At 42.1% G+C, this 21,669-nt stretch carries 20 protein-coding genes; all 20 read right to left on the bottom strand.

What is annotated here, in order from left to right; translation table 11 throughout:
- Position 1: 1 nt before the first annotated feature.
- Positions 2-1,990, bottom strand: a complete 1,989-nt coding sequence (locus tag GK047_RS12425) for a cyclic peptide export ABC transporter (RefSeq protein WP_163946504.1) — start codon at positions 1,988-1,990, stop codon at positions 2-4.
- 20 nt (positions 1,991-2,010) lie between these two features.
- Positions 2,011-6,444 (bottom strand): non-ribosomal peptide synthetase, encoded by a 4,434-nt coding sequence (locus GK047_RS12420; protein WP_163946501.1) that lies wholly within the window; start codon positions 6,442-6,444, stop codon positions 2,011-2,013.
- Between the two features lie 15 nt (positions 6,445-6,459).
- Complete coding sequence (locus GK047_RS12415; RefSeq protein WP_163946498.1) at positions 6,460-7,608, bottom strand: beta-methylarginine biosynthesis bifunctional aminotransferase; 1,149 nt, start codon at positions 7,606-7,608, stop codon at positions 6,460-6,462.
- 4 nt (positions 7,609-7,612) lie between these two features.
- The gene (locus tag GK047_RS12410) at positions 7,613-8,638 is read right to left on the bottom strand and encodes a 2-ketoarginine methyltransferase (RefSeq protein WP_240343939.1); all 1,026 of its coding nucleotides are present in this window, start codon (positions 8,636-8,638) and stop codon (positions 7,613-7,615) included.
- Positions 8,639-8,847: 209 nt separating this feature from the next.
- Positions 8,848-9,015 carry a hypothetical protein gene (locus GK047_RS12405; RefSeq protein WP_163946495.1) on the bottom strand — a complete coding sequence of 56 codons (168 nt, stop codon included), beginning with the start codon at positions 9,013-9,015 and terminating at the stop codon, positions 8,848-8,850.
- Complete coding sequence (locus GK047_RS30630) at positions 9,008-9,211, bottom strand: DUF6526 family protein (RefSeq protein WP_481856003.1); 204 nt, start codon at positions 9,209-9,211, stop codon at positions 9,008-9,010. Before GK047_RS30630 ends, GK047_RS12405 begins: the two co-directional genes overlap by 8 nt.
- 52 nt (positions 9,212-9,263) lie before the next feature.
- Complete coding sequence (locus tag GK047_RS12400; protein ID WP_205516730.1) at positions 9,264-9,698, bottom strand: cupin domain-containing protein; 435 nt, start codon at positions 9,696-9,698, stop codon at positions 9,264-9,266.
- A 172-nt stretch (positions 9,699-9,870) separates the two neighbouring features.
- Positions 9,871-10,314 (bottom strand): SRPBCC family protein, encoded by a 444-nt coding sequence (locus tag GK047_RS12395; RefSeq protein ID WP_163946493.1) that lies wholly within the window; start codon positions 10,312-10,314, stop codon positions 9,871-9,873.
- Positions 10,307-10,627: an ArsR/SmtB family transcription factor gene (locus GK047_RS12390; protein WP_163946490.1), complete on the bottom strand. Its 321-nt coding sequence runs from the start codon at positions 10,625-10,627 to the stop codon at positions 10,307-10,309. The genes GK047_RS12395 and GK047_RS12390 overlap by 8 nt, the downstream gene beginning before the upstream one ends.
- 520 nt (positions 10,628-11,147) lie before the next feature.
- Entirely contained in the window at positions 11,148-12,494 is a 1,347-nt protein-coding gene (locus GK047_RS12385) for an epoxyqueuosine reductase (RefSeq protein WP_346010329.1), read from the bottom strand.
- 68 nt (positions 12,495-12,562) lie between these two features.
- Positions 12,563-13,177 (bottom strand): TetR/AcrR family transcriptional regulator, encoded by a 615-nt coding sequence (locus GK047_RS12380; RefSeq protein WP_163946487.1) that lies wholly within the window; start codon positions 13,175-13,177, stop codon positions 12,563-12,565.
- A gap of 39 nt (positions 13,178-13,216) precedes the next feature.
- Entirely contained in the window at positions 13,217-13,498 is a 282-nt protein-coding gene (locus tag GK047_RS12375) for a hypothetical protein (RefSeq protein ID WP_163946485.1), read from the bottom strand.
- Positions 13,499-13,706: 208 nt separating this feature from the next.
- Positions 13,707-14,195 (bottom strand): hypothetical protein, encoded by a 489-nt coding sequence (locus GK047_RS12370; RefSeq protein WP_163946482.1) that lies wholly within the window; start codon positions 14,193-14,195, stop codon positions 13,707-13,709.
- 229 nt (positions 14,196-14,424) lie between these two features.
- The gene (locus GK047_RS12365; RefSeq protein ID WP_240343921.1) at positions 14,425-14,676 is read right to left on the bottom strand and encodes a response regulator transcription factor; all 252 of its coding nucleotides are present in this window, start codon (positions 14,674-14,676) and stop codon (positions 14,425-14,427) included.
- Between the two features lie 300 nt (positions 14,677-14,976).
- Positions 14,977-15,951, bottom strand: coding sequence for an ABC transporter substrate-binding protein (locus GK047_RS12360; protein WP_163946480.1), 975 nt, complete (start codon positions 15,949-15,951; stop codon positions 14,977-14,979).
- Positions 15,952-16,299: 348 nt separating this feature from the next.
- Entirely contained in the window at positions 16,300-17,037 is a 738-nt protein-coding gene (locus GK047_RS12355; protein ID WP_163946478.1) for a YheC/YheD family protein, read from the bottom strand.
- A gap of 2 nt (positions 17,038-17,039) precedes the next feature.
- Positions 17,040-18,161, bottom strand: a complete 1,122-nt coding sequence (locus GK047_RS12350) for a 2-aminoethylphosphonate aminotransferase (protein ID WP_163946475.1) — start codon at positions 18,159-18,161, stop codon at positions 17,040-17,042.
- Positions 18,149-19,321, bottom strand: coding sequence for a phosphonopyruvate decarboxylase (aepY, locus tag GK047_RS12345; protein ID WP_205516728.1), 1,173 nt, complete (start codon positions 19,319-19,321; stop codon positions 18,149-18,151). The genes GK047_RS12350 and aepY overlap by 13 nt, the downstream gene beginning before the upstream one ends.
- 7 nt (positions 19,322-19,328) lie before the next feature.
- A complete protein-coding gene (aepX, locus tag GK047_RS12340; protein WP_163946472.1) occupies positions 19,329-20,213 on the bottom strand; it encodes a phosphoenolpyruvate mutase in 885 nt (294 codons plus the stop codon).
- Positions 20,214-20,239: 26 nt separating this feature from the next.
- Positions 20,240-20,977, bottom strand: a complete 738-nt coding sequence (locus tag GK047_RS12335; protein ID WP_163946469.1) for a YheC/YheD family protein — start codon at positions 20,975-20,977, stop codon at positions 20,240-20,242.
- Between the last annotated feature and the right edge of the window lie 692 nt (positions 20,978-21,669).

Below are 21,669 nucleotides of genomic sequence, written 5' to 3'. Positions count from 1 at the left end.
CTCACTCGTTGAGATTTGTAGAGAAATTGAATTGTCTAGCCTGCGATATCCCAACCTTACGACGCTCAACTTTCTGCAGCTTCCCGAATTCCATTTTGACGAGTTGATCCGCTGTGTCGTAATAGGCATCATCATGGGTAATTGCAATAATACATTTGCCTTCTTTTTTTAATTCCGGTAACAAAACCTCATAGAAATATTGGCGGAACTCTGGATCCTGATCCGCTGCCCATTCATCGTATAGGCAAAACGGTTTACCCTCTAAGTAGCTAACGAGAAAAGCAAGTCGTTTTCTTTGTCCAGTAGACAATTTAACCGTACTGAAGGCATCATCCTTAACCTCAACCTTATCTTCGATTCTGAGTAGCTTTAAGTAATGAGCAACCAGTGAGCTTTTCTGCTCCATGTCAACTCCGTAAATTCTCTTAAACAAGTAGAAATCGCTAAATATGGTGGAAAAATATTCACCCAATTGCATCGATTCAACGAGGTTCCCATTAATCCGAATCTCACCTTTGGTTGGCGAATACAGTCCTGTGATGAGCTTTGCCAACGTAGACTTACCACTTCCGTTCCCGCCTGTGATGAATGAAATTTCACTTGGATTAAAGCGAAGATTAATCGGGCCTACCGTGAAAGATTCGCCGTTCTCGCTCATATAATTGAAGTGAACATCTATTAATTCTAAGCTCGTTTCATTAGGTCTGGTGCCTGTCATCAATTCCGAAGAATCTGTCTGAGAAATTCGCAAAGATCCGAGATCACTCATAAATTGGTTGATCCGCTGCCAACTAATTTTCATTTGCATCATATTAGGCACTGCGCTCGACAACACCGTAATCGGCCCAATCATGAATAAAAATAAATACACAAAGCTTTGCAAGGTGGTTATATCCAAGCTCTTAAACAGGTAAGGGAATAGAAAGACAACCGCACCGATAATGATAATGAAGCTAATCTCACTTAAGATGGTAACATAAGCAAATTTAACTTCTCCGACAATTCTCTGCTCCATGTAATCGTTGCAGCTTGCTTCGATATCTCCGCGGAACTGCTTGCTTTTCTTCTTATTAATAGAAAGCTCCTTAGCGCCCCCGACCATATCTTGAATATAATCAAGAAACGTATTTTGAAGATCTCTAACTTTCTCCCAGATGGCGTCCAGCTTTCCAGATTGCTTTTGATACACCAACACAATAAGTACAAGTACACCAATTAGAAGTAACAGCGCATAGAGGTTCAACACGCCTAGATACACTAAACAACCAATAAGCGTTATCGAACTCGTCAACACCGTAATTAGCGTATTTGCAAATTCACTTATTACCTCCATTTCATTATTTAAGCTCGAATAGATCCGCCCGCTCTCAATCTTCTCCAACTTGTTATAAGGAGAGCGAAGAAAGATGTCTATCATCGTCATGCGCTTGGCGTAAATGAGCTCGTTGGCAATCGATATTAATTTTTTTCGGACTAAAACTTGAGAAATAATGTAAAAAGTTAGCGCCAGCAAGAAATACAGAATCATTTTGCTTAACTCCGCACGACTACCCGATATAGCGATGTTAATACAGAAAATGATTAACGTATTGCTTGCACCACCTAGAATGCTTAGAGTGCCTAAGTAAAACCATGACTTTTCGTTTTTCTGAGGAAAATAAGCGATCAATAACGAGTACAAATAGAAGATAACCATAGATGCATATAAGGTAATAGCGGCAGGTACTAAACTTGGAGGGCCCCATTCCGTCAGTTGCGACCATGATGGATTATGCCCAAGCAAATAAGGGATTCTATAAATACTGAATCCCAGACCCGTCATAAAAATGACTGATAGCAGGAAGCTCGCTATACCTCGTCGTCCTATGCTCCGATAGGATCTCTTTTTGTTGCTGATTTGAGCCAGGACCCTCGACATAAACACTAAGGTTGTAAGACCAAAGCTCCCAGTAAGGCTCATTACGATAATTGCAATATCATCCAAGCTCATCAGCTACTACTCCTTCATTTTTACAACGAAAATAAATGCTCAATATCTTCCTGCGAAATATCTGCGGAATCAAAATCAGAAGGCGTATATTCAACATGGTTCAGGCTTAAGCAATGCTCCATAATCTGGATGAGGTAATGGGCAAACAATTCTGCAAGCTTCGTCACCGTATCTTCAGTAAAGCGAGTATGATTGGAGGTGAAGATAACCCGAAGTGCTCGCTCTTCGACGATTGGCGTCATATCGATCGAATCTGTCACTGGATTAAGCTCGCTTACCTCCCGATGTCTCCCCTTCTTACTTAGTGTGACCCACGGTGTTGAGAGCTTATTATCCCAGTTTCTAATGCGTTGGAGACAAATATCATGTTGCTTAGAGAGCGTCAAAGAAGAAGAGGAGAACGCAAAACGCAATTGCTCCTTGCTTGCTTTAATTCGATTGGATATAGACTCATTAGGATAATGAATCCGTACTGGGTAGTAACTAGTAAAGTGGCCTACCGTTCTAGAAACGTCCAACTGCCCTACCTGATCTTTTCTGCCATCCATCTCGAGCACTACGCTCATTTTGTTTACATCGAACATGTCGTTAACAGCGAAAGCGATAGACATAGCCAGCAATTCTTCCGGTTCCGTGTTATAACCTTCGTTGGCCTTTGACAACAACCACTCTGTATGCAGCGTAGAAAAGTCTTTGACTATACTAAAACCCGTGGTAGATTCCGGATACTCTTGCTCTTGCTCTGGGTCGCGGTTAATTGCTCCATCTTTCATAGGGAGCTCACTGTGCTTTAGTACCCATTCCTTATAAGAGCGCGTCTTCGGCGTCAAGGCGAAGGGCATTCCCAGATGGATGCTTTCTAGCCGTTTAGCAAAATCTCCGATGATAATTTCCCACGAAGGTTTATCGATAATGAGACCATGTGCCGCTAATAGCAACCGTTTTCCTTGGATGCCCAAGTCGAACACACACCCTATGAATAAGGGGGAGCCGTTCATTTGAATCATGGAATGAATACGTTTGGTATGTAACTCGATTTGTTCTTCCAGATTGTCTGCATGCACATTCGAGAGGTCTATGACTTCCGGCTCTAGCTCATCATTTATATAGCGATTATCATAGCTGAATCTATTTCGTTCGACGTCCATGACGAGTCGTAAGGAGTCATGATGCCGAACCAATTCCGTTAAGATCTGACCAATTACATGCGTAACCTCATTGTTTTTCAGATCTAAGCCAATGGATTCCACAGCCATATGCGGTTTTGCTAACGCGTAAGATAGAAATTGAGCTGTAGAAGACATTAAAGGAACGTCACCTTGCAAATAACCTTGATGGTTGCCGCTTTCGTTGGCCTTCATCGCTTTTGACATATCCATCAGTATAGGATTAGACAGCATCTCTGCGACTTTTATCGAGAAGCCGCTATCTTGGATCTTATAAGCGATTTGGATAGCTTTAATCGAATCTCCACCTAAAGCATAGAAGTTATCACATCGCCCAACCGTTCCCGAGCCCAATACTTTTGTCCAAACACCTGCTAATATGATTTCCTTTTCCGTTTCTGGAGGAGCGAAAGCATCAAATGCTACCCTATTGAGATTAGGTTCGGGTAATTCATTCCGGTTTAATTTTCCGTTCTGTGTGAGAGGAATACTTTCTAGTTGCACGAAATAGGAAGGAACCATATAGTCAGGCAATATACGAGACAAATGAGTTCGCAACTCGTTCGTTTCGATCCTATTGTTAGCCACATAATAACCGCAAAGATACCTATCCCCATGATTCTCGGATCTTGCCATCACCACCGCTTCCTTGACGCTAGGAAATCTGCGGATTTGGGCTTCAATCTCCCCGATCTCAATCCGATAACCACGGATTTTCACCTGATCGTCGCTACGTCCGAGGATTTCAACAATCCCGTTTTTTTTGCGTCGGCCAAGGTCTCCGGTCTTGTACATACGTTGACCCGATATAAACGGATTTGGGATGAAAGCAGCTTCAGTCAATTCAGGTTGATTAAGGTATCCCCTTCCTACATTGGCCCCGCTAATACAGATTTCGCCAACCTCATCTATACCCGTAAGCTGCATTTTTTTGTTCATGATATACAGACTAGAATTCTGCAGCGGAGTCCCAATCGGCAGGATAGTATACTGATCTAACGATTCTCTGGATACAGAGTAAGAGGTGACATCGACGCAGCACTCAGTTGGACCATATATATTCGTGATTTGTGTTTGTTCCATTTGAAAATGCGCATAGAACGTTCGAATTACGTCTGATGAGAGTTGTTCTCCCCCAATAATAAAATGCTTAACGTTGATTTGCTGACCACGTGTAAATTTATCATTAATTAACAATTTGATATGAGCAGGCGTCCCATCTGAAACATCAATTTTGTTATGGTTATAGAACGCTAACAATTGTCTACCATCCACACGCACTTCCTCGGGTACGATATGTAAGTGATAGCCCCCAAGCAGGGCAGCAAACATTTGTTGCACCGAAGCATCAAAGACAAATGGAGCGAGCAGCGCAATATGTAAGGGTTGATTGTCATTTTGGTAAATAGTTTCCAACAAAGAACAAACCAGGTTGACTACATTCCGATTTTCAATCATGACCCCTTTGGGATAACCCGTTGTGCCTGATGTGTAAATAACATAGGACAGATGTTCCGGGCATACGGTAATTGCTGGATTGTCAACGAACTCCGCTTTTTGTAATGCGTCTTCCACAACTAGCCACTTGCCGGAATATCCGGCTATTTCAAACTTTTCTTTTGTTGAAATGATCATTTCTAACGCACTATCTCGAACGATATAATCGATGCGCTCTTTTGGATATGTAGTGGATATGGGCACATAAGCACAGCCTGCTTTGAGCACGCCGAGAATCGCAATCATCATTTCAAGGGAGGGCTCAGATAAGATGCCTACACGCTGCTCAGGCTGCATTCCTCGTTGAAGAAGTTCCCACGCTACTTGATTCGCTTTTTCGTTCAGCTTTTCGTAGCTTAGCGTTTGTTGATCGTAAGATAATGCCATACGTCCAGGCGTCTTTGTCACTTGTTCTTCAAACAATTGACTGATCGATTTATTAAGTGGATAATCCGCATCCGTTTGATTCATTTCATAAATTAACGACCTTTTCTCTTCCTCATCGACCAGACTAAGATCAGAAATCGGTTTTGAATCGTTCAACATCATAATATCCATCAGAAACAGCAAACGATTATGCATGAAATTGATTTCTTCATCTGTAAATAGATCCGTCTTATAGTCGTATTCTAATAAAAAGCTGTCTTCTGTTGCCCATTCCTTGATAATAAACTGAAGCGACTGCGACTGTTTTTCACTGGTGTATTCTACGATTTCTAATGGAACTCCATTCACCTCCATTGGAGGATGCGTTCCCATGTAGTTGACAATGACCTCATACAACGAATCGATTCCCTTTTTCTTCAGTTGTAAATCCTGATGAAGGAAGTTGTATGGATATTTTTGATGAACATAGCAGCTCATCAATTCTTTCTGAACACTTTGCAATAATAATAAAATGGATTGTTTCTCGTCGATGTAGATTCTAAGGGGCATGGTGCTTGTAAACATACCGAACATGTTTTTTTCTTTATGTCCGGAACGGTTTATGACGGGGGTGTTAATTACAAGATCGTTTTGCTGAACTAATTTATTCAAATAAAGCAGCATGGTGCCAACAAAAAAAGTGTTTATTGAAACCTTATTCAAGTCTGTAAATTGTTTAATGCGCTCTGTTTGTTCAAGACTGATCTTAAATCTTTTCCGATTGCTAATCATGAAATCAGAACGAATCGGGAATATTTCTGGTAATTGCGCGAATTTATCGAACCAGAATTGTTTGCTTTTCACAAAGCGCTTCGATTCGAGATACTCCTGCTCTTTTTCAATATAATCCAAATAGGAAAATTCTACTTCCTCGTTTACTTGCTCCCCTGCCGTAAGCTTCATATAAATTTCAACGATCTGATCAACTACGATTTGAGTCAATGATTTTCCATCCGCAATCAGATGGTGAAATCGATAGAAAAAGCCCGTTTTAACGTCTGATATTCGAAACATAGTCATGCTGTAAAGCGGCGCATGTTCTAACCGAAATGGCTTTGCCATTTCCTTCTTCACCCACGCATCAAAAGCCTCTTCCGCCTGATCCTGCTTGCTGAAATCGATGAAATCTATAGGGATTTGTTGCTCAATCACGTATTGATAAGGTTCATTGTTGCTTTGCCCAACTTGAGTGCGTATTCCGGGGTGTTTTTTAATAATAATGCTAATGCTTTGCTCCAAAGTTATAAAATCAATACTACCTTTGAAATGCATCCCTATAGATACATTATGAATATTCGAATTCGGGTAGATGTTTTCCGTATACCAAATTCTCTTTTGTGAATTGGTCAAAGGCCATCTCGTCATGGTTACCCCACTTTTTTATGAAGACATCGTGTAATTCAAGCAAAAATGTTTGATCCCTTCCGCAAGAAGATCCAATGCAGCGTGGGTCGTCTCAATTGGGTAAACGGTTGGAATTCTTACATAGGAGCCTTTTCCGCCTTGATAATTACTAATGGTTGTAATCGCAAGACTATAGTTGACCAACATATAATCTGCAAATAAATCGATATCGTCCACAGGCAATTCCACATAAAACTGCGTTCCGCCCCGAGGAATAACATACTTAATATCTTTAAAAGACGAGAGCCTTGATTCCACATATTTTTTTCGTTTGGCAATGGTTTCGACTAAATCCTGATTACCGTGTTCGAGTAAAAGCTGGGCTTGTTTTTGCGCGATCCCGCATATTGCTACGCATTCTTGCTCGAAAAAACCGGCCATACTTCGTATATTTTCCGGATCCGATATAACCCAGCCGATACGCAAACCAGGAGATCCATAATTTTTGGACATCGAATTTACCGTATATACATTTCTCCAAAAGGGGGTTACGGACAACGGTGTGAACGACTGCGCTCCGTCAAAGGTGAAACTGTCGTAAATCATGTCTGCAACCAGGTTAATTCCTTGACGTTGAACCATTTCAACGAGTTGAGACAAAGCATTCTGTGAAAGAATGTCTCCCGTTGGATTATGGGGCGTATTGATATAAAGCAAGCGAACGTCTGAGTTTGCACATTCTGATTTGAGCTTTTCGATATCAAGTTCACCTTGATGAGAGGTAAAATACTTAATTTTATATCCGTAACTTTTCAAAATAGTAGCAATGCTTCCTAGAATAGGCGCCTGACAAAGGGCAATTGCATTAGGTCGATACAAAGAACGGAAAATCAACGAAAGCCCGTGAAGAGCTCCATTGGTGACAAGGATCTGCTCTTGCTCCAGTTGCATCCCATATTTCCCATTTTCCCGGTTACGAATGGCATCTAACAAAAAAGGATAACCTTCACAAGGAGCATATTCACTTACGAGAGGAAATTCAAATTGTGCGATAGGCGATTGTTTCTCCCATTGGGGTACATTTTCTACCCATACATTCCATGGCCGTTCCGGCTGAAGACTGACGTATTTCAATCGCTGTTGGAGCAAAGTAAACGGGCTACTAGAAGTTGTAATACGTTGCATCTTGTCACTGCCCCCTTTGCAATAAATAACCAATGGTCAAATCAGTAGAGTCGACATGATGGTTAACTCTTTCTTTCGCCTTTATGGTGAGATTAAGACTTGCAAAAAGCTTATCCCAGTACTTCTCCGTTTCCAGACGTTGACGTGTAAAATAATGAAGAAGATAGTAAGGATTATAATAGGATTTGGCTAATCCGTGATTCATAATTTCCTGGTCATCGATTTGATTATCTACCTCAATTACAATGATATTGATATCCGGGAAGCGATCTGTAATCTGTGTCAAAAATCGAATGACGCCCTCTTCGCCATCTTGTCCGAGAATTTCATGCAGGACGAAGCCCAGTACAATAAAATCAGGCTTATAGTCAAAATCGCTTTGAAAAAATTCGATTGCCGGACTGCATGTCAATTGAATTCGATTCTGAAGGCCATGCGCCTCCACCAGCTTCACTGCTTCCGCATAACCGCCTTCGCTCGGTTCTACTCCCCAAGCTTGGATATCAGGATAAAGCTTGCAAAATTCAACCAAATATAGACCGTTTCCGCAACCCAGATCCAAGAGTCGATTACATTCTCCTGGAATGTGGGACATGAGGCTTTGAGTCAAAGGAATCGCATCGTAATGGCTGATGCCGCAGCTTCCTACCCCGACCTTCATCGAATCACGAGTGGCCCATCCAGAGTTTTCTTTCAACTTAGAACCAATTTGGAGGAACGTTTCCGCATAACCGCCGATCATCATGATATACCAGCCCCGGAAATCTCCAAGTTCAATCCCTTTTGGGCTTAATTGGAATTCGTCGTTCTCCTCTATCAATATATGTTCGTTCTTTAAATATTTTAGAAATCCTTGTAATTTTTCTTCATCCAATTCCAGCTTGTTAGCGAGCTTGTGGACAGAAGATGGGCCATCTTCGACGAAAACATTAAATAGCCCCGTATCAAAGAGATGATAGATACAAACAGCCAAGGTAAAATAGCGGATTGGCTGAATAGATTCGATCAATTGTACTTCCATTTTAGGCATTACCAACACCAATCATCTCCCATTTATAAAGTTTAATCATAAATTATTATAATTTTTTTATGTTTTCGCAATGTTATTGAAGTGTGAACGCAGAATTAAGTATTTCCTTATTTCGACAAAAACAGATAAGGAAGCCATATTTAGCAGGCTTCCCTTCTTTTCAATATCATGTTTCCCATCGTTATGAGGTCAGCCAGTTTTGGCGGAGTTCAATTCAGATATGATGCTTCACTGGGAACCGTATAAAAATCCACTTCAGCCATAGCTTCTAATTCATGAATTTCATCCTCATCTAAATCAAAAAAACAATCGCTATCGAAAATTTTTAGTACATCATTTTGAGCATTGAATTCGGAAGCAAACATAGTATCATCCATTGGATGTAAACCAGAAATCTCTAGCCCCGTTAAAGGAGCTAATATCTAACGAATCGGCATCCAGCGGTTGCCCTGTTAGTATGAAGTGACGAAAGTTCTCCTCTTGCCGAATGATAAGGTCTTTAAGACCCATCGCAAATTTTTTTAAAATGAGAACTAAAGGGAATGCACTTAGGAAAAGGCTGACCTGAAGAATGGAGGAGAATGTGAAGTCGTATGTACGATTGAGGCCACTAGCGCGCTCAAAGTTATCGATGACAATACAATTCGACAGGTTGTTCCAGGATTATCCCGTCTGTCTCCACCCATTGGGTAAGGCTGTTCTCTTTGGCTTGAATAACGATAAAATACAGGTCTTCCGAAGTGGACGTATTCTGCAACGCTCTCACTCCGTCAGGAGCGATTCGAACTGAAGTTCCTTCGAACACATCAAATTCGTTTCCGTCCACTTGAAATTGACCTTGTCCTTTAAGAAAGATGTAGAGTTCCTCATTTTCTTGGTGTTTGTGATAGAAGGTAATTTCCGCCTTTGGGGGCAGATTATTGAGTGATACTTCCATACTCGTAAGTTTTAAGAAATCTTTCAGAAAAATTTTTCCTTTTAGCATTCCTTCCGTTACGTTCCCAAAATTCGAAAATGCACCTGCATGGTTAACAGAGTAATTCGCTTGATTCGGCTCCAATTTGTTGACCTCTCCTTAATTCTAATTGTATCAGTAACAGAGTGATAACTGTCCTTCAAAGAGCGACCCCAAAGCCCCCCCGTCATTGCAGACATTGTCAGCCGTGACCTATTACTACGATTACACTCGTCAAGCCGGGGGTTCCAGAGGTTCAGCCTAAACCAATGTTAAACTAAAAGGCTGGCAGGATGTTGCCTGTTTCGAGCAAGCTCTTTAAATTGCTGAGAATGACAGGCCAGCCATTATTAAATCCTTCAATCTTGCCTTCATCTTTGCGAATATCCTTCTCTAATAAATCCTCGTGTAGGAGTGTCAGTTTTACAGTAGAGTTCAAGGGTGTTAATTCATAACTAACCTTAGACATTCGCTCTCCTTCAACGTCTTTGACGCTCCAGGTAACAGTGAGTAAACGATACGGCTCACATACAAGAACTTCACCATAATGATCAACCTTATCTTTATTCATCAATTTAAAGCTGGAGCCAACTTGCCAATCTGAAACGATTTCACGACCGAAAAAATACTGCTTAGTGAATTCACTGTTAGTTAGGGCTGCCCAAAGCTTCTCGGGAGTAGTTGCAATGTAAGTCGTGTAAACGAATGAAGTTTTATTCATGATTAGAATCCTCCTCTAAATCTTGCTTTAGTTTGATTAATGCCTCAATCCGGTGACGCTCAAATTTACCGATCCAACGTTGATAAATTTCCCCGATAGGTACCGGGTTAAGATAATGAAGCTTTTCACGGCCTTGCCAAACAACAGTAACAAGATTTGCTTCTTCCAGCAGCCGAAGGTGCTTCGTAACAGCTTGACGACTCATTGTCATTTCTTTACAGAGTTCTGCTAAGGACTGTCCGTTATTCGCGAACAAGAGGTCGAGTAATTCTCTGCGTGTTCCATCCGCAAGTGCTTTAAAGAGTTTGTCCATGCCTCTATTATATGCAACTATTTAGTTGCATGTCAAACCCTAATGTAAAAAAACTGTAGCCTATGCCACAGGAATTCATCATCTTCCCACACAGTTTATTACATTATCCTCCCTCTATGAGGAATAGATTTTCACTTAAATACTCTTACGCTCACACATTCCTTCATTCAACCTGTCCATGAGGTGGAGGCCGGATATGCTGCCCGACAGGATCTTCGTCCGTATGTTAGTGTTCTTCCGACTCATCTATGCTTCGTTGTCTATGCTTACTCTTCTCTGTATTACCCTAAAAAAGATACCTTTTTTATGCTGCTACTTCTAAACTAGAAAATGGGGGGACATCCTGTATCATCTTTGATTAACTAAATATGTGGCCCTTTTTCATGAAAACCGAATCCCGTAATTTATAATAAAACATGTAATTTTACCCGCAAGTTGTTTGAAAACCCGCGGGATTTTTTATCGATCCATGTTTTAATTCATCCTAATTCACTTCTAATACCTCATACGATACCCGGCTTCAGGATGGAAAGCACCTGCGAAAAGCCTTGAGCAGTTTTAAAGGGCCTTTCGTACGAATGTTACCGGACAAAACAGCTGGCAACATTCCAGTTTCTTTAGCAAGTAGTCGAATCCACGTTCGACTGTCCGCAACAAGCTGGAAGTTTGCGTCCCTGACATGTCCCGCTGTTACAGAAAGTGTGCGGTTTTGAATGATAACGGTCGCTTTGGCCTCTTCTTCTCCAGTAAATGTGAAATGATAGGTGGCTTTTAAATCTTTCGCTTGATTTCTTTGAAACATATGAGGAAGCGCCCACAAGAACGAACGAATTGATTTTGACCGCAATCCGTTGCTCACGAGCCGTGCTTGTTTATGCGGAAAACGTTTTTTTACATACTTCTCTGCGTCAGAGCCTGGAACGACATAGACTATTTCCTTCTTATCCTGCAGCGGTTTGGCAACCTCTTGAAAAAAATGCTTACGATCGTTAAGAAACGCTCCAATCACATCTTCTCCTGCCGGACAAACGGACATACAGTAGGCTGCTTTATAGTTCGCCCCGAAAGAAAGGCTCTGCCACATGGATGCCGTTTCGGCATCATTTACTTTGGCCCGGTATTGTTTGGAGTTGCTGCTGTCGGCAATGCTTTCTACCCAATCCGTGAATCCGCCGGAAAACTCTCTGTAATTGTGCGTATAACACGCGGAGAAATTAAAATGTCCGTCAGAACCGATCGCCCCAACCGGACAGGCAGCTACGCACAATTTGCACTCCAAACACGGATTGTAATCGATCGTTTGATTTTCTGAAGTCAAGATCGCATCCGTCAAGATCGTACCCAGTAAAATAAAGTTGCCGAACTTGGGATGAATGACGAGTCTATGAATGCCCATCTGTCCAAGGCCTGCCGCAACCGCAATCGGTTTATGGGAAATGACCCACGCTTTTCCTTCCCGCGTCAGCTCCATCGGAAACCCTGCCGGCGGGTTCAGCGCCTTGATGCCCTGAGCCTCGAGTTGTTTCACGATTTGATGTCCAACATGCGTCACCGTATCGATAACATGATGAAACTCCGTATTTGCAATGGATCGTGCTGTTGAACGCACAGGCTCTCGGTTCATTTTGCAGACGAAGCTTATAAGCGTCTTCGCCTTGGGAAACAGGCTCAGGATTTCTTTGCGCTGGTCATCAAGTTCACTCCGGTTAATAGAGACGAATCCGACATCGTCCGCTCCTGCATGCAGACATAGCTCCCGTAACCACTTTGTTTCTATAGGGCTTCCGTTGGGGGGCCCTTGTACCGTTTCCTTATTCTCGAAGTATTGTTTAACGGTAGGATGATCGGTCATTGTCGTCTTTTGCACAATTCTCAACTCCTTCTCACTCCAACTTTAAGACCGAACGGTCTTTTTTCAGGCAAAAAAAAGCCATTTCAGGCTTTTCTAAGCAACGGGGCATCTTGCAAAGTAAGAAACGATTTGAGATGAAGAACGGCTCTTCTCATATACTCCATGTTCCCGTAAAGTTTGCTTAACATTATTGCTCCTTCTAACGTGGAGATCAAAACGGTCGCCACAAATTCGATGTCGACGTTTGCTTGAACCTCACCTTCTTCGATTCCTTTCTGAAGAACATGCCTAACCATTCCGAACAAGCGATCCATTGCTTCACTGGCTTTTTCACGAAGCAAGGGGTCAGCGTCATCTGCCTCAATTGCAGCATTCATAATGGGGCAGCCACCGGGTAGCAGTTCGTTCTCAGCGAGCTTCTCAAACACGCTAACGATGGAAAGAAGACGTTCCATGCACCCTTGTTTTCCCGCCAGCGCTTCGGAGTAGAAATGAATCATCGTGTCGATCGAAAAGGAAAATGCGCTCAATACGAGTTCTTCTTTATTTCCAAAGTGGTTGTAAATCCCTCCCTTTCTAAGGCCTGTCTCTTGCATGATATCGGATATTGAAGATGCCATATACCCTTGACAGTTAAAGAGCCGAGACGCTTTTTGAACGATGAAGGCCTTGGTTTGTTCTCCTTTGCGATTACCCATGAGTCAACTTGCCTCCATTCGAAATCGATTTATGTAAATTTAAAGACCGATCGGTTTGTTTTTATTATACATCTTGGAAATGTATTTGCAAAGAGTAAAAAGATCAGCAATTTTATGAGTCATACCTAGCTTCTTCCCATCAATAAAAACATCCGTACTATTGTGTACCAGCACTATTTGCACTGTATGGCGACTCAGTTCAACTGCTTGAAACCCCATTGTAATTGGCTTACTCTCAATACTTAAAACCTCTGCGTTAGAATCAAACTGCCTGTTAGGGTCAAGATTTAAGTAAACTAATAAAGAGACCAGGCGTAGCATGAGCTGACTCCGGTCTTTTCGTATAAAAAGTACGACAGACGCTAATGATTTACGAAATGTTCCTCAAATTAGCATCAAGCGATCTACTTTCCGCTTTACTACTACTTGTGATATGCTTCGCCTCGGTATACCTAAGCACAAAGCTATATACGATCAAATGGTTTATATCACTGTCTAAAGCAAAACCCACTTCTAATCGGAGTCGCGTTTAATCAAACTTATGTTTCATTGCATCTAATGGAAAATGGAGAATCTTCGACTCTATGTAATAAACCCGTTCAATTTCAGATTCATAATACCCAACATTATATTGTGTTACATCTATAAGGTCATTAAACGTCTGTGGAAGCTTGCAATCCCACTTTATATAGTCAAGATTTAAAGGGAAAACTTCTGAGTTGGGATTTGGTGAATGGACATATATTGCGTCAGCTCCACTATCTTCCTCATGAATACACACCCACGTTTGATAAGGCTTATTAAAATTTTCAAGTTGTTTTAGAAATCTCGAATAAAGGTGTAGATGTGCTTTAATGTGTTCCCTTCTTATCTTTAGACTGTTGTTGCCTAAACCGCCAAAATCAAGGTGTCTATGCCATAAGTCGTACCATGCATCTTTCTCAACATGTAGCTGATGACTTTCTATCTTTGACCAAAGTTTTTTGAAATATCTTCTCTTTCCTCGAATCTTATTCACTCCATCATCACCAACTTTCCACCTATTTCTCTATCTTACCCAATTGTTGTATCAAATCCCTCTTTGATTCTGGAAGCTTAGTCCAATACCAAAGGCAAAATCTATTTTTATATAAGATGAACCACCATTATGCACAATTTTTCTTATTTGTTTTTCCCCATAATCAACAGTAATTGGTTATAGTTCTGCATCATGCGGTATGAATATGCCCTAGATCGAACTCACTTGCCTAGTCAAGCAGTCCCTCCTCTTTCACTTTGTTTACTGCGTCATCCCTGTTATTGACTCCAAGCTTCAAATAGAGGATAGATACATAGTTGCGGATCGTACCTTCCGAGAGGGTCATGTTGGCAGCGATGGTTTTGTAACGGAGTCCCTGGTTAAGATGCTCCAGTATTTCCAACTCGCGTCTGGTTAATCCGTACGGATTAGGCGTTACGGATTCTCCTCTCTCCATTAGGCGCAGCCGTTGCTGCTTCATCTCCTCAAACACCTGCTCCGCGATTTCTTGTGTGATTGGATGTCCCCCCTGTTTGAATGAGCCGGGTCGTTTCTATTAATTCCTTCGGCTTGATGGACTACACGGGAGCCATGTTGGAACGAAGTGAGAATGATATCTAAATTAGCTTTTATGTGGGCATCAAAAATTTATTAACCTATCCAGTCTGACTTTGTCGAAGTCGTTTTTCAGAAAAAAAGAGCTCTAGCGTTTTCACGTTTGGGCTCCTACAGGTTGGACAATGGTACGTACGACATGAATTATTTTGACCTCGATACAAATTTATTCCATAATATTCGGGAGTTCATCCAATAATCTTTCCTTGGTAATCGGATCATCAAAATTCCACTTCGTTTGGATATAATAGACTTTTTTGTTCGCAACAGCTTTAATTGATTTAAAGACAGCATCATTTGTAAAAGAACTTGCGGCTGCTCTGGCTGTTTCATCCTCATCCGTGAGCACAAAAAGATAGTCCCCTGCATATCCAGGCAAAAGCTCGTTGTTTAAATCACCGAATCTTTCATTCTTATCAATCAAATTCTGTTTGACCATTGGAGCAGGCGTGTAACCAAGTGTATCGTATAGAATTGTCGCGAACCCACTATTTCCCATAACGTAGAACTCTTTACCTAACCGAATGTAAACAGATGCAGTTTCACCCTCTTTAACAACTAGCTGTTTTTTGATTCCCGCTACTTTAACTTTAAAGGCTTTAATCCAGTCCTCAGCTTCTTTTTTCTTTCCTAGGATATCTCCTATTACAAGCAATCGTTCATAAGTAGGCAGCCTGTCGTAGGTAACGGTTGGAGCAATCTTATTAAGCGCCTCAAAATCTTTTGATTTATAGTAAGTGCCGCCGCTATCCATAAGGATGAGGTCCGGTTCAAGCGAGAGTACTTTCTCAAGATTAGCTGATGTATCTCCAATGTCTTCGATACCTGTCAATAAGTCTGGAAAAGCTACCTGTGTGGCAATAACCCCAAGCGCCGCACCGGCGGGTTTAACTCCCAATGCCAGCAGATCTCCCAAATCGCTTCCCGTATACACGATTTTTTTGGCGTGAGTTGGAATTTCAACCGTATGGCCTTTAGAATCTGTAAAAGATCTTGTAGCTGGTTCTGGTGTTGCAGCAGTTGTTGCTACTGGGCTAGGCAAAGTTGCTGTTTCCTTGATTTTAGTACCACAAGCCGCAAGCAATGCGACCATCGAGGTTGTAATTGCTAAAATGACGACAAATCTTCGTGCTTTTCTCATCTGGCTGTATTTCCCCCAATATTCGATTTTGAAAGAGAATGATAATCATTATCGATTTATATTATAATAAAGATTACTTCACTTATCAATGGAGTAAACTTATGATTTTGGGGTACAAACTGCAAAGTTTAATTATTCGTCTGCATGCCATTCAAAAATAACTATCTTCTCGAAGTAATCTGGAAATAAAAGATTTTCTGAAAAATTCACTTTTACGACTTGCCTTGCTGCTCGGCTTTTCGGACTTCCGCTTATTCTGTTATCCAAACAGAGAAAAAAACACCACCTTTTTCGGGCGATGTTTTCAATCATTGTTCGAATAGAAGTAAAATAACTACTTTATTTTTTTCAACTCTTTTTGAAATCCGTAATTCGACGGTACATCGTTTTATCCCTCAAAGCAAGAAAATGGGACCTGGAAGGAAAAAGATTCGCTTCAATGATCCAAACCTTCCCGTTGTTATCCAATCCTATATCCAATCCGTATATACGGTGTCTGGGAAAATAAGAAGCTAAGCGTTTTGACGATAATATCGAAACGCGCTGAATCTTGGATAGCAAGTGTTGTGTGGAATAATGTCTGATTGTGGAACGATGTAAAGCGATTGGAACCGGTAGCAAGCTTCCTTTGCTCCTCTCATGATTCGAGACGATATAACCTCTCCCTGCGACTTTGGCAACTTTTCCGGTGACTACCCATTTTGCGGAGTTTCTTTTGCGTTGTATAATGACCCTTAGATCGAAAGGACTGCCACCGATGGTCGGCCGAGGAATTCTGCGTTGCACCATATAGCTGGCTGAACCGATTTTTCTTTTGATAAACCGATAAGTCTGTTCCTTACCGTGTATCGTAGTTCTTATATTCTCATAATGTAACACATAATTGTTGTTCCCTATTGAAGAAATTTGAATGACACCGCGTCCTCTGCTTCCCCATACCGGTTTAACTATGACATGTGTATACTTTCTGACCAGCTTCCAAAAGGTATTTCTTGTCATCCTTTGCGTTTCCGGGACATGGAGCGCGAGCGGTTTGTAGCTTCTCAAAAACCTGTATTTCAACCATTTATCTTTAGATAATGACATATTTACCTTCCCTCCCCGATAAAACCAATTCTTTTAAGATACCGTTCAAGAAGCTCTACAAATGTTTCGATATCCTTGTAAGTAATATCCCCCATATTGGCGATCCTGAAGGTGTTTAACCCATCAAGCTTGCCGGGGTAAATCATGATGTCTTCCTTGTAAAAATAATCGTGCATTTCTTGAAATGCATACCCGGCACAATCCGGTTCCACAATGGCAGTAATAATTTTTGAGTGGTGGGTTTCGGGGACGAGGTAGGTTAACCCTAATCGAAAGAGTCCGTTAATGAGTGTTTCCCATGACTTTACATACCTCTCGTATCTCTCCGTCATCCCTTCTTGTTTTAACTCGTCTATTGCTTGTTTAAGGGCATATAAGGTCTGTACAGGCGGGGTAAAGCGCATTTGCCGATGTTTCAAAAAATATTGATATTGAGCGTATAAATTTAAATAATAATTTCTCTGTTTCTTGTGCTTTAAGAGCTCCAATTTGCTTATTTCCGCTATAACAAAAGAAACCCCGGGCATGCCTTGCAGGTTTTTGTTGGAGCTGGATGCAAGGTATGATATATTCATTTCCTTCATTTGAATCGGTATGGCTGCAAACGAGCTCATGGCATCCACGATCGTTTCGATCTGATGCCGCCTACATATTTCCCCGATCGCCTTAACATCGTTTAATAGGCCTGTTGTCGTCTCATGATGAACGACGGCAAGATGGGAGACAGGTTGTTGAGAGGATTGGATAACATGTTCCAACGCGTTCAAATCCACTGCATCGTCGGGGGGACTTTTAAATTCCAAGTAATTCAGCCCGTACGCTTTGGCAATTTCACACATCCGCTTCCCATACGCGCCGTTATTGATGATGATCGTTATCCCGTTATCCAAGGCGGAACTTAGTATCGATTCTACCGCCGCCGTACCGGAGCCGCCGAACAAAACCGTCGTGTAATGATCCGGATCGGCAACGAGCTGGGTCAGTTCTTCGGATATATAGGCCATCAAAAGTCCAAATTCCGTTTCACGGGGGCAAATATCCGGAACGACTTGGGACCATTTCACGCTGTCTGTGGTGGTTGCCGGTCCGGGGTTAAGCAAAATCATTCTCTTTATGGACCGCATATCTCTCCCTCTTCCTTATCCGCCGATGGATGGTTTGATACAAACCGAAGCAGCCTTTCCTTTACCTCGTATGGCTTGATACCAGGGCGGCCGAGCTGATCCATTGAGCTTTTGGATATTTTCAAATAGAGGAAGGTTAAGCCTTTTGTCATTTTCCATTCCTTCAAGGAAGCCTTCAATTGTTCTAGACTATGAACGTATATAGACTTCGCGTAGCCACAAGAAGCGGCAATCGTTACGAAATCGGTATTATGGGATACCGTGCTTTGCCCTCCTGTCGAATCATGAGCATTGTTGTCAAGCAGGATATGGATCATATTGGCCGGCTGGTAATAACCGGATGTGGCCAGGCTTCCCATGCGCATAAGCAAGGAGCCGTCCCCGTCAATGACGACGATATCCTTATTTGTTTGAGTCAAAGCCAAACCAAGCCCAAATGAGCTTATACATCCCATCGAACCTACCATGTACAGGTTATGATCGGAATCTTCGACTTCGTATAATTCCCTTCCGGTTTTTCCGGTTGTGGCTAGCTGTACGGTGTTATCGTCCTTCATGGCATTGATGACGGTCAGTGCTTCGTGCCGTGCCGGCATTTGATCCTTCCCATGACCAGCTACTTTGATTTGATTCAAATGAATAGCGGTTTGTTGTTTTTGCAGAGCCTCTTCATTGAAAGTTCCTTTTCTTACGACAAAGAAAAAAGACTTGTTTTGTTCCAAATGCTGTTCCGCCTGCAGCAATTGACCCCTGGCCTCCTCCAGATCGCCGGAAAGATACTGCCACTCCACTTGCATCAAATCCAGCATCTGGGTTGTGATTCGGCCCATCAATTCGTGTTGGGGTTCATCGGGAATACCAAGTTCCCCGCGGAGACTGACAAATCCAAGAAGCGGAATCCGAAAGGGGTAGAGAAGAGAGGTCAAGGGTGAAACGGCATTGGTCAGTCCCGAATTTTGCATCAGAACAACTGGCTTCTTTCCCCCCATATAAGCTCCTGAAGCAATGGCTACGGCATCCCCTTCATTGGCCGCTGCAATATATTCGCACTCATTGATCGCATAATTGATTAAGCTTTTCAAAAAGGAGCATGGAACGCCGCTAAAGAGCGTAAACCCTAATTTTTTCAGTTCATCTCCAAACATTCTTGTATTGATCATGATCCACCTAATCTTTCTTCTTTGAGGGAAGATATTTTTTTTCAGCCGTCTTAAGTTCCTCAGCCCCTTGAAGTCTAAACACTTCCTCTACAGTGGCGATCCTGCCTTCCACTTGAACCAGGCTTTTATCCTGAAAAATTTGCCCGGATATTTTTTTCATAGCTTCAATCGATGCCCTCAGATTATGGTTTGCCCAGATCGCGAGGCTGATTCCGAGCTCCTGGAACCTGACGGTCGGAGTAGAAAAATATTTGGTAGGCACAATCACAACCGGTAATCTTCCCCCCCATTCTTTCATAAACGCTTCGATTTCCGAACTGTCCGATCGTTTGCTGTGAATCAGTACGGCATCGGCCCCTGCCTGGCGATAAGCCTCCGCACGCCGAAGCGCCTCTTCAAGCCCCCACCCTGTAATAAACGCTTCCACTCTTGCCACAAGCACAAAGTCCTCATCGGCTTGAGTATCTTTCATTGCTTTAATTTTTCCACAAAATTCATCCGTATCAGCAAGTGGCTGGAATTTTGCATTTATGAATGAGTTGGTTTTGGGAAATAGCTTATCTTCAATACAAACGCCGGCGATCCCGCGCTGCTCCAGCTTTTTAACCAACCTCCTGGCATTGTTGAAGTTTCCATAGCCCGTATCCCCGTCAAGCAAAATTGGGATGGAAGAGGCATCGCTCATAAATTCCAGAACATCCAGCACCTGTGTCCAGGAAGCCTCATTATTATCTCTCACGCCCATTGCAGCAGATATCGATAACCCGCTGGCCCAAATTCCTTTAAACCCAGTCTCTTCGACGATTTTAGCTGACAGACCATTATGGGCTTCCATTAAAAACTCCAGATTATTCGAGCAGATCATTTGTTTTAGCTTTTTTGTTTTTTTCATTGAACTTCTCCTTTATTTATAAAATATTAGGAGTACAGCTTCCGAATCAGACGCTTGTTTTTCATAATAGTATTCAGCATAGTTTTATTGGGCAATTGACTGAACAACATATGACCTGGCTTCGAGTTGGCTTCAATAAACCAAATGCGTCCGCTTTTCTCTATTCCAAGATCAATCCCCAGTTCACGAATGGAATGGTGCTCATTGATGGTTGTCGCAATGCTATAGGATAAGTCAGATATTTTACTCAGGCGATCATTGACTTTTCTTCGTTCGTTCCCAAAAAGATGCAAGAGTACTTTGTCTAGCGACTCGCCATGCCCTCCTTTATGGTAATTGGTAACAAAACGATTGGGTGCAGCCACTCGGGCAGCCATTCCAGAAATGACCCATCTTGATTTTGGCTTCTGCATATAAATCCTCACGTCAAAGATCGAGCCCTTGTATCGGCCCAATTGAAGCCCTCTCTGTACAAGATATCGCTGGGACGGCTTCTGGAAGGATTGAATCGCTCTGTACAGGGAAGCGGGACCGACCATCTTACGTCTTTGTCCACAGCCAACCTCGTAAACATTTCGTATCCTTTTCGCTCGGATGATACCTGTTCCTCCGCTGCCCTTATTGGGCTTGATGAAAATGGAAGAATACGATCTGATCATCCGTAAGGTCCTTGCGGGTGAAATCCAATGAGTTTCAGGCAGATATTTCCGCAACGCTGGACGCTGAAGCAGCTCTTTGTGTTTAATCATTTTGCCAATTGTCAAATTAATCCCACTTCCCCAATTTTTAATAAGGTGTTTATACAATCTTATTCAAGCCCTATTTGTTTTGAAAGGGCGTAACTCCATCTTTATTAATTTATAACAGGAAATCGGAAAGGCTCTAAATAAACATCCATTATCTATCATGTGCTAGCATCAATTCAGCAAGCAGACTGCACCTATTCCTAACCTCCATTTTCGTATTGTCGGAGACCAAAACATATTTCACACCGTCATACCGACTCTTCTTCCAGTCACCCCATACTTGTTTTCATCCCGTGGAGAATAGGGGGATAGAACCCCTGACAGCTTCGTTGCAGCGAAAAGCTCTCCCACGTTGGTTAGTTTAACTGCCCAGAAGCATTCTTAATGACATTCAAATGATGCGCCGCATGTCCGGCAATTATGTAAAGCAGCGTGCGCGCCGTCACATCTTTATTGACCACAATGCCAGCCCGTAATCTGGTGCTGCTCCCGGTGTCGATTGTAGCTAAGGTTATCATTCATATCGTGGTTGTCATCTTCAATAAGATCGCCACGAATGAAGATCAGCCTTCTTTTGAAGATGAGTTTGATAAGATCATCGAGTTGAAGGCAGACCGGATTTCGCTATATGTGTTTTTCCTCAGGTTTATATTATCCATGGTTCCGCTCGTTACGGATCTTCCAACTTACTTAACGTTTCTTGTGTTGAT

This window comes from Paenibacillus sp. SYP-B3998 (genome assembly GCF_010820665.1).
Classification (GTDB): Bacteria; Bacillota; Bacilli; order Paenibacillales; family NBRC-103111; genus Paenibacillus_E.
The sequence above is the reverse complement of the archived record's forward strand: the minus strand, read 5'-3'. Positions and strand labels throughout refer to the sequence as shown.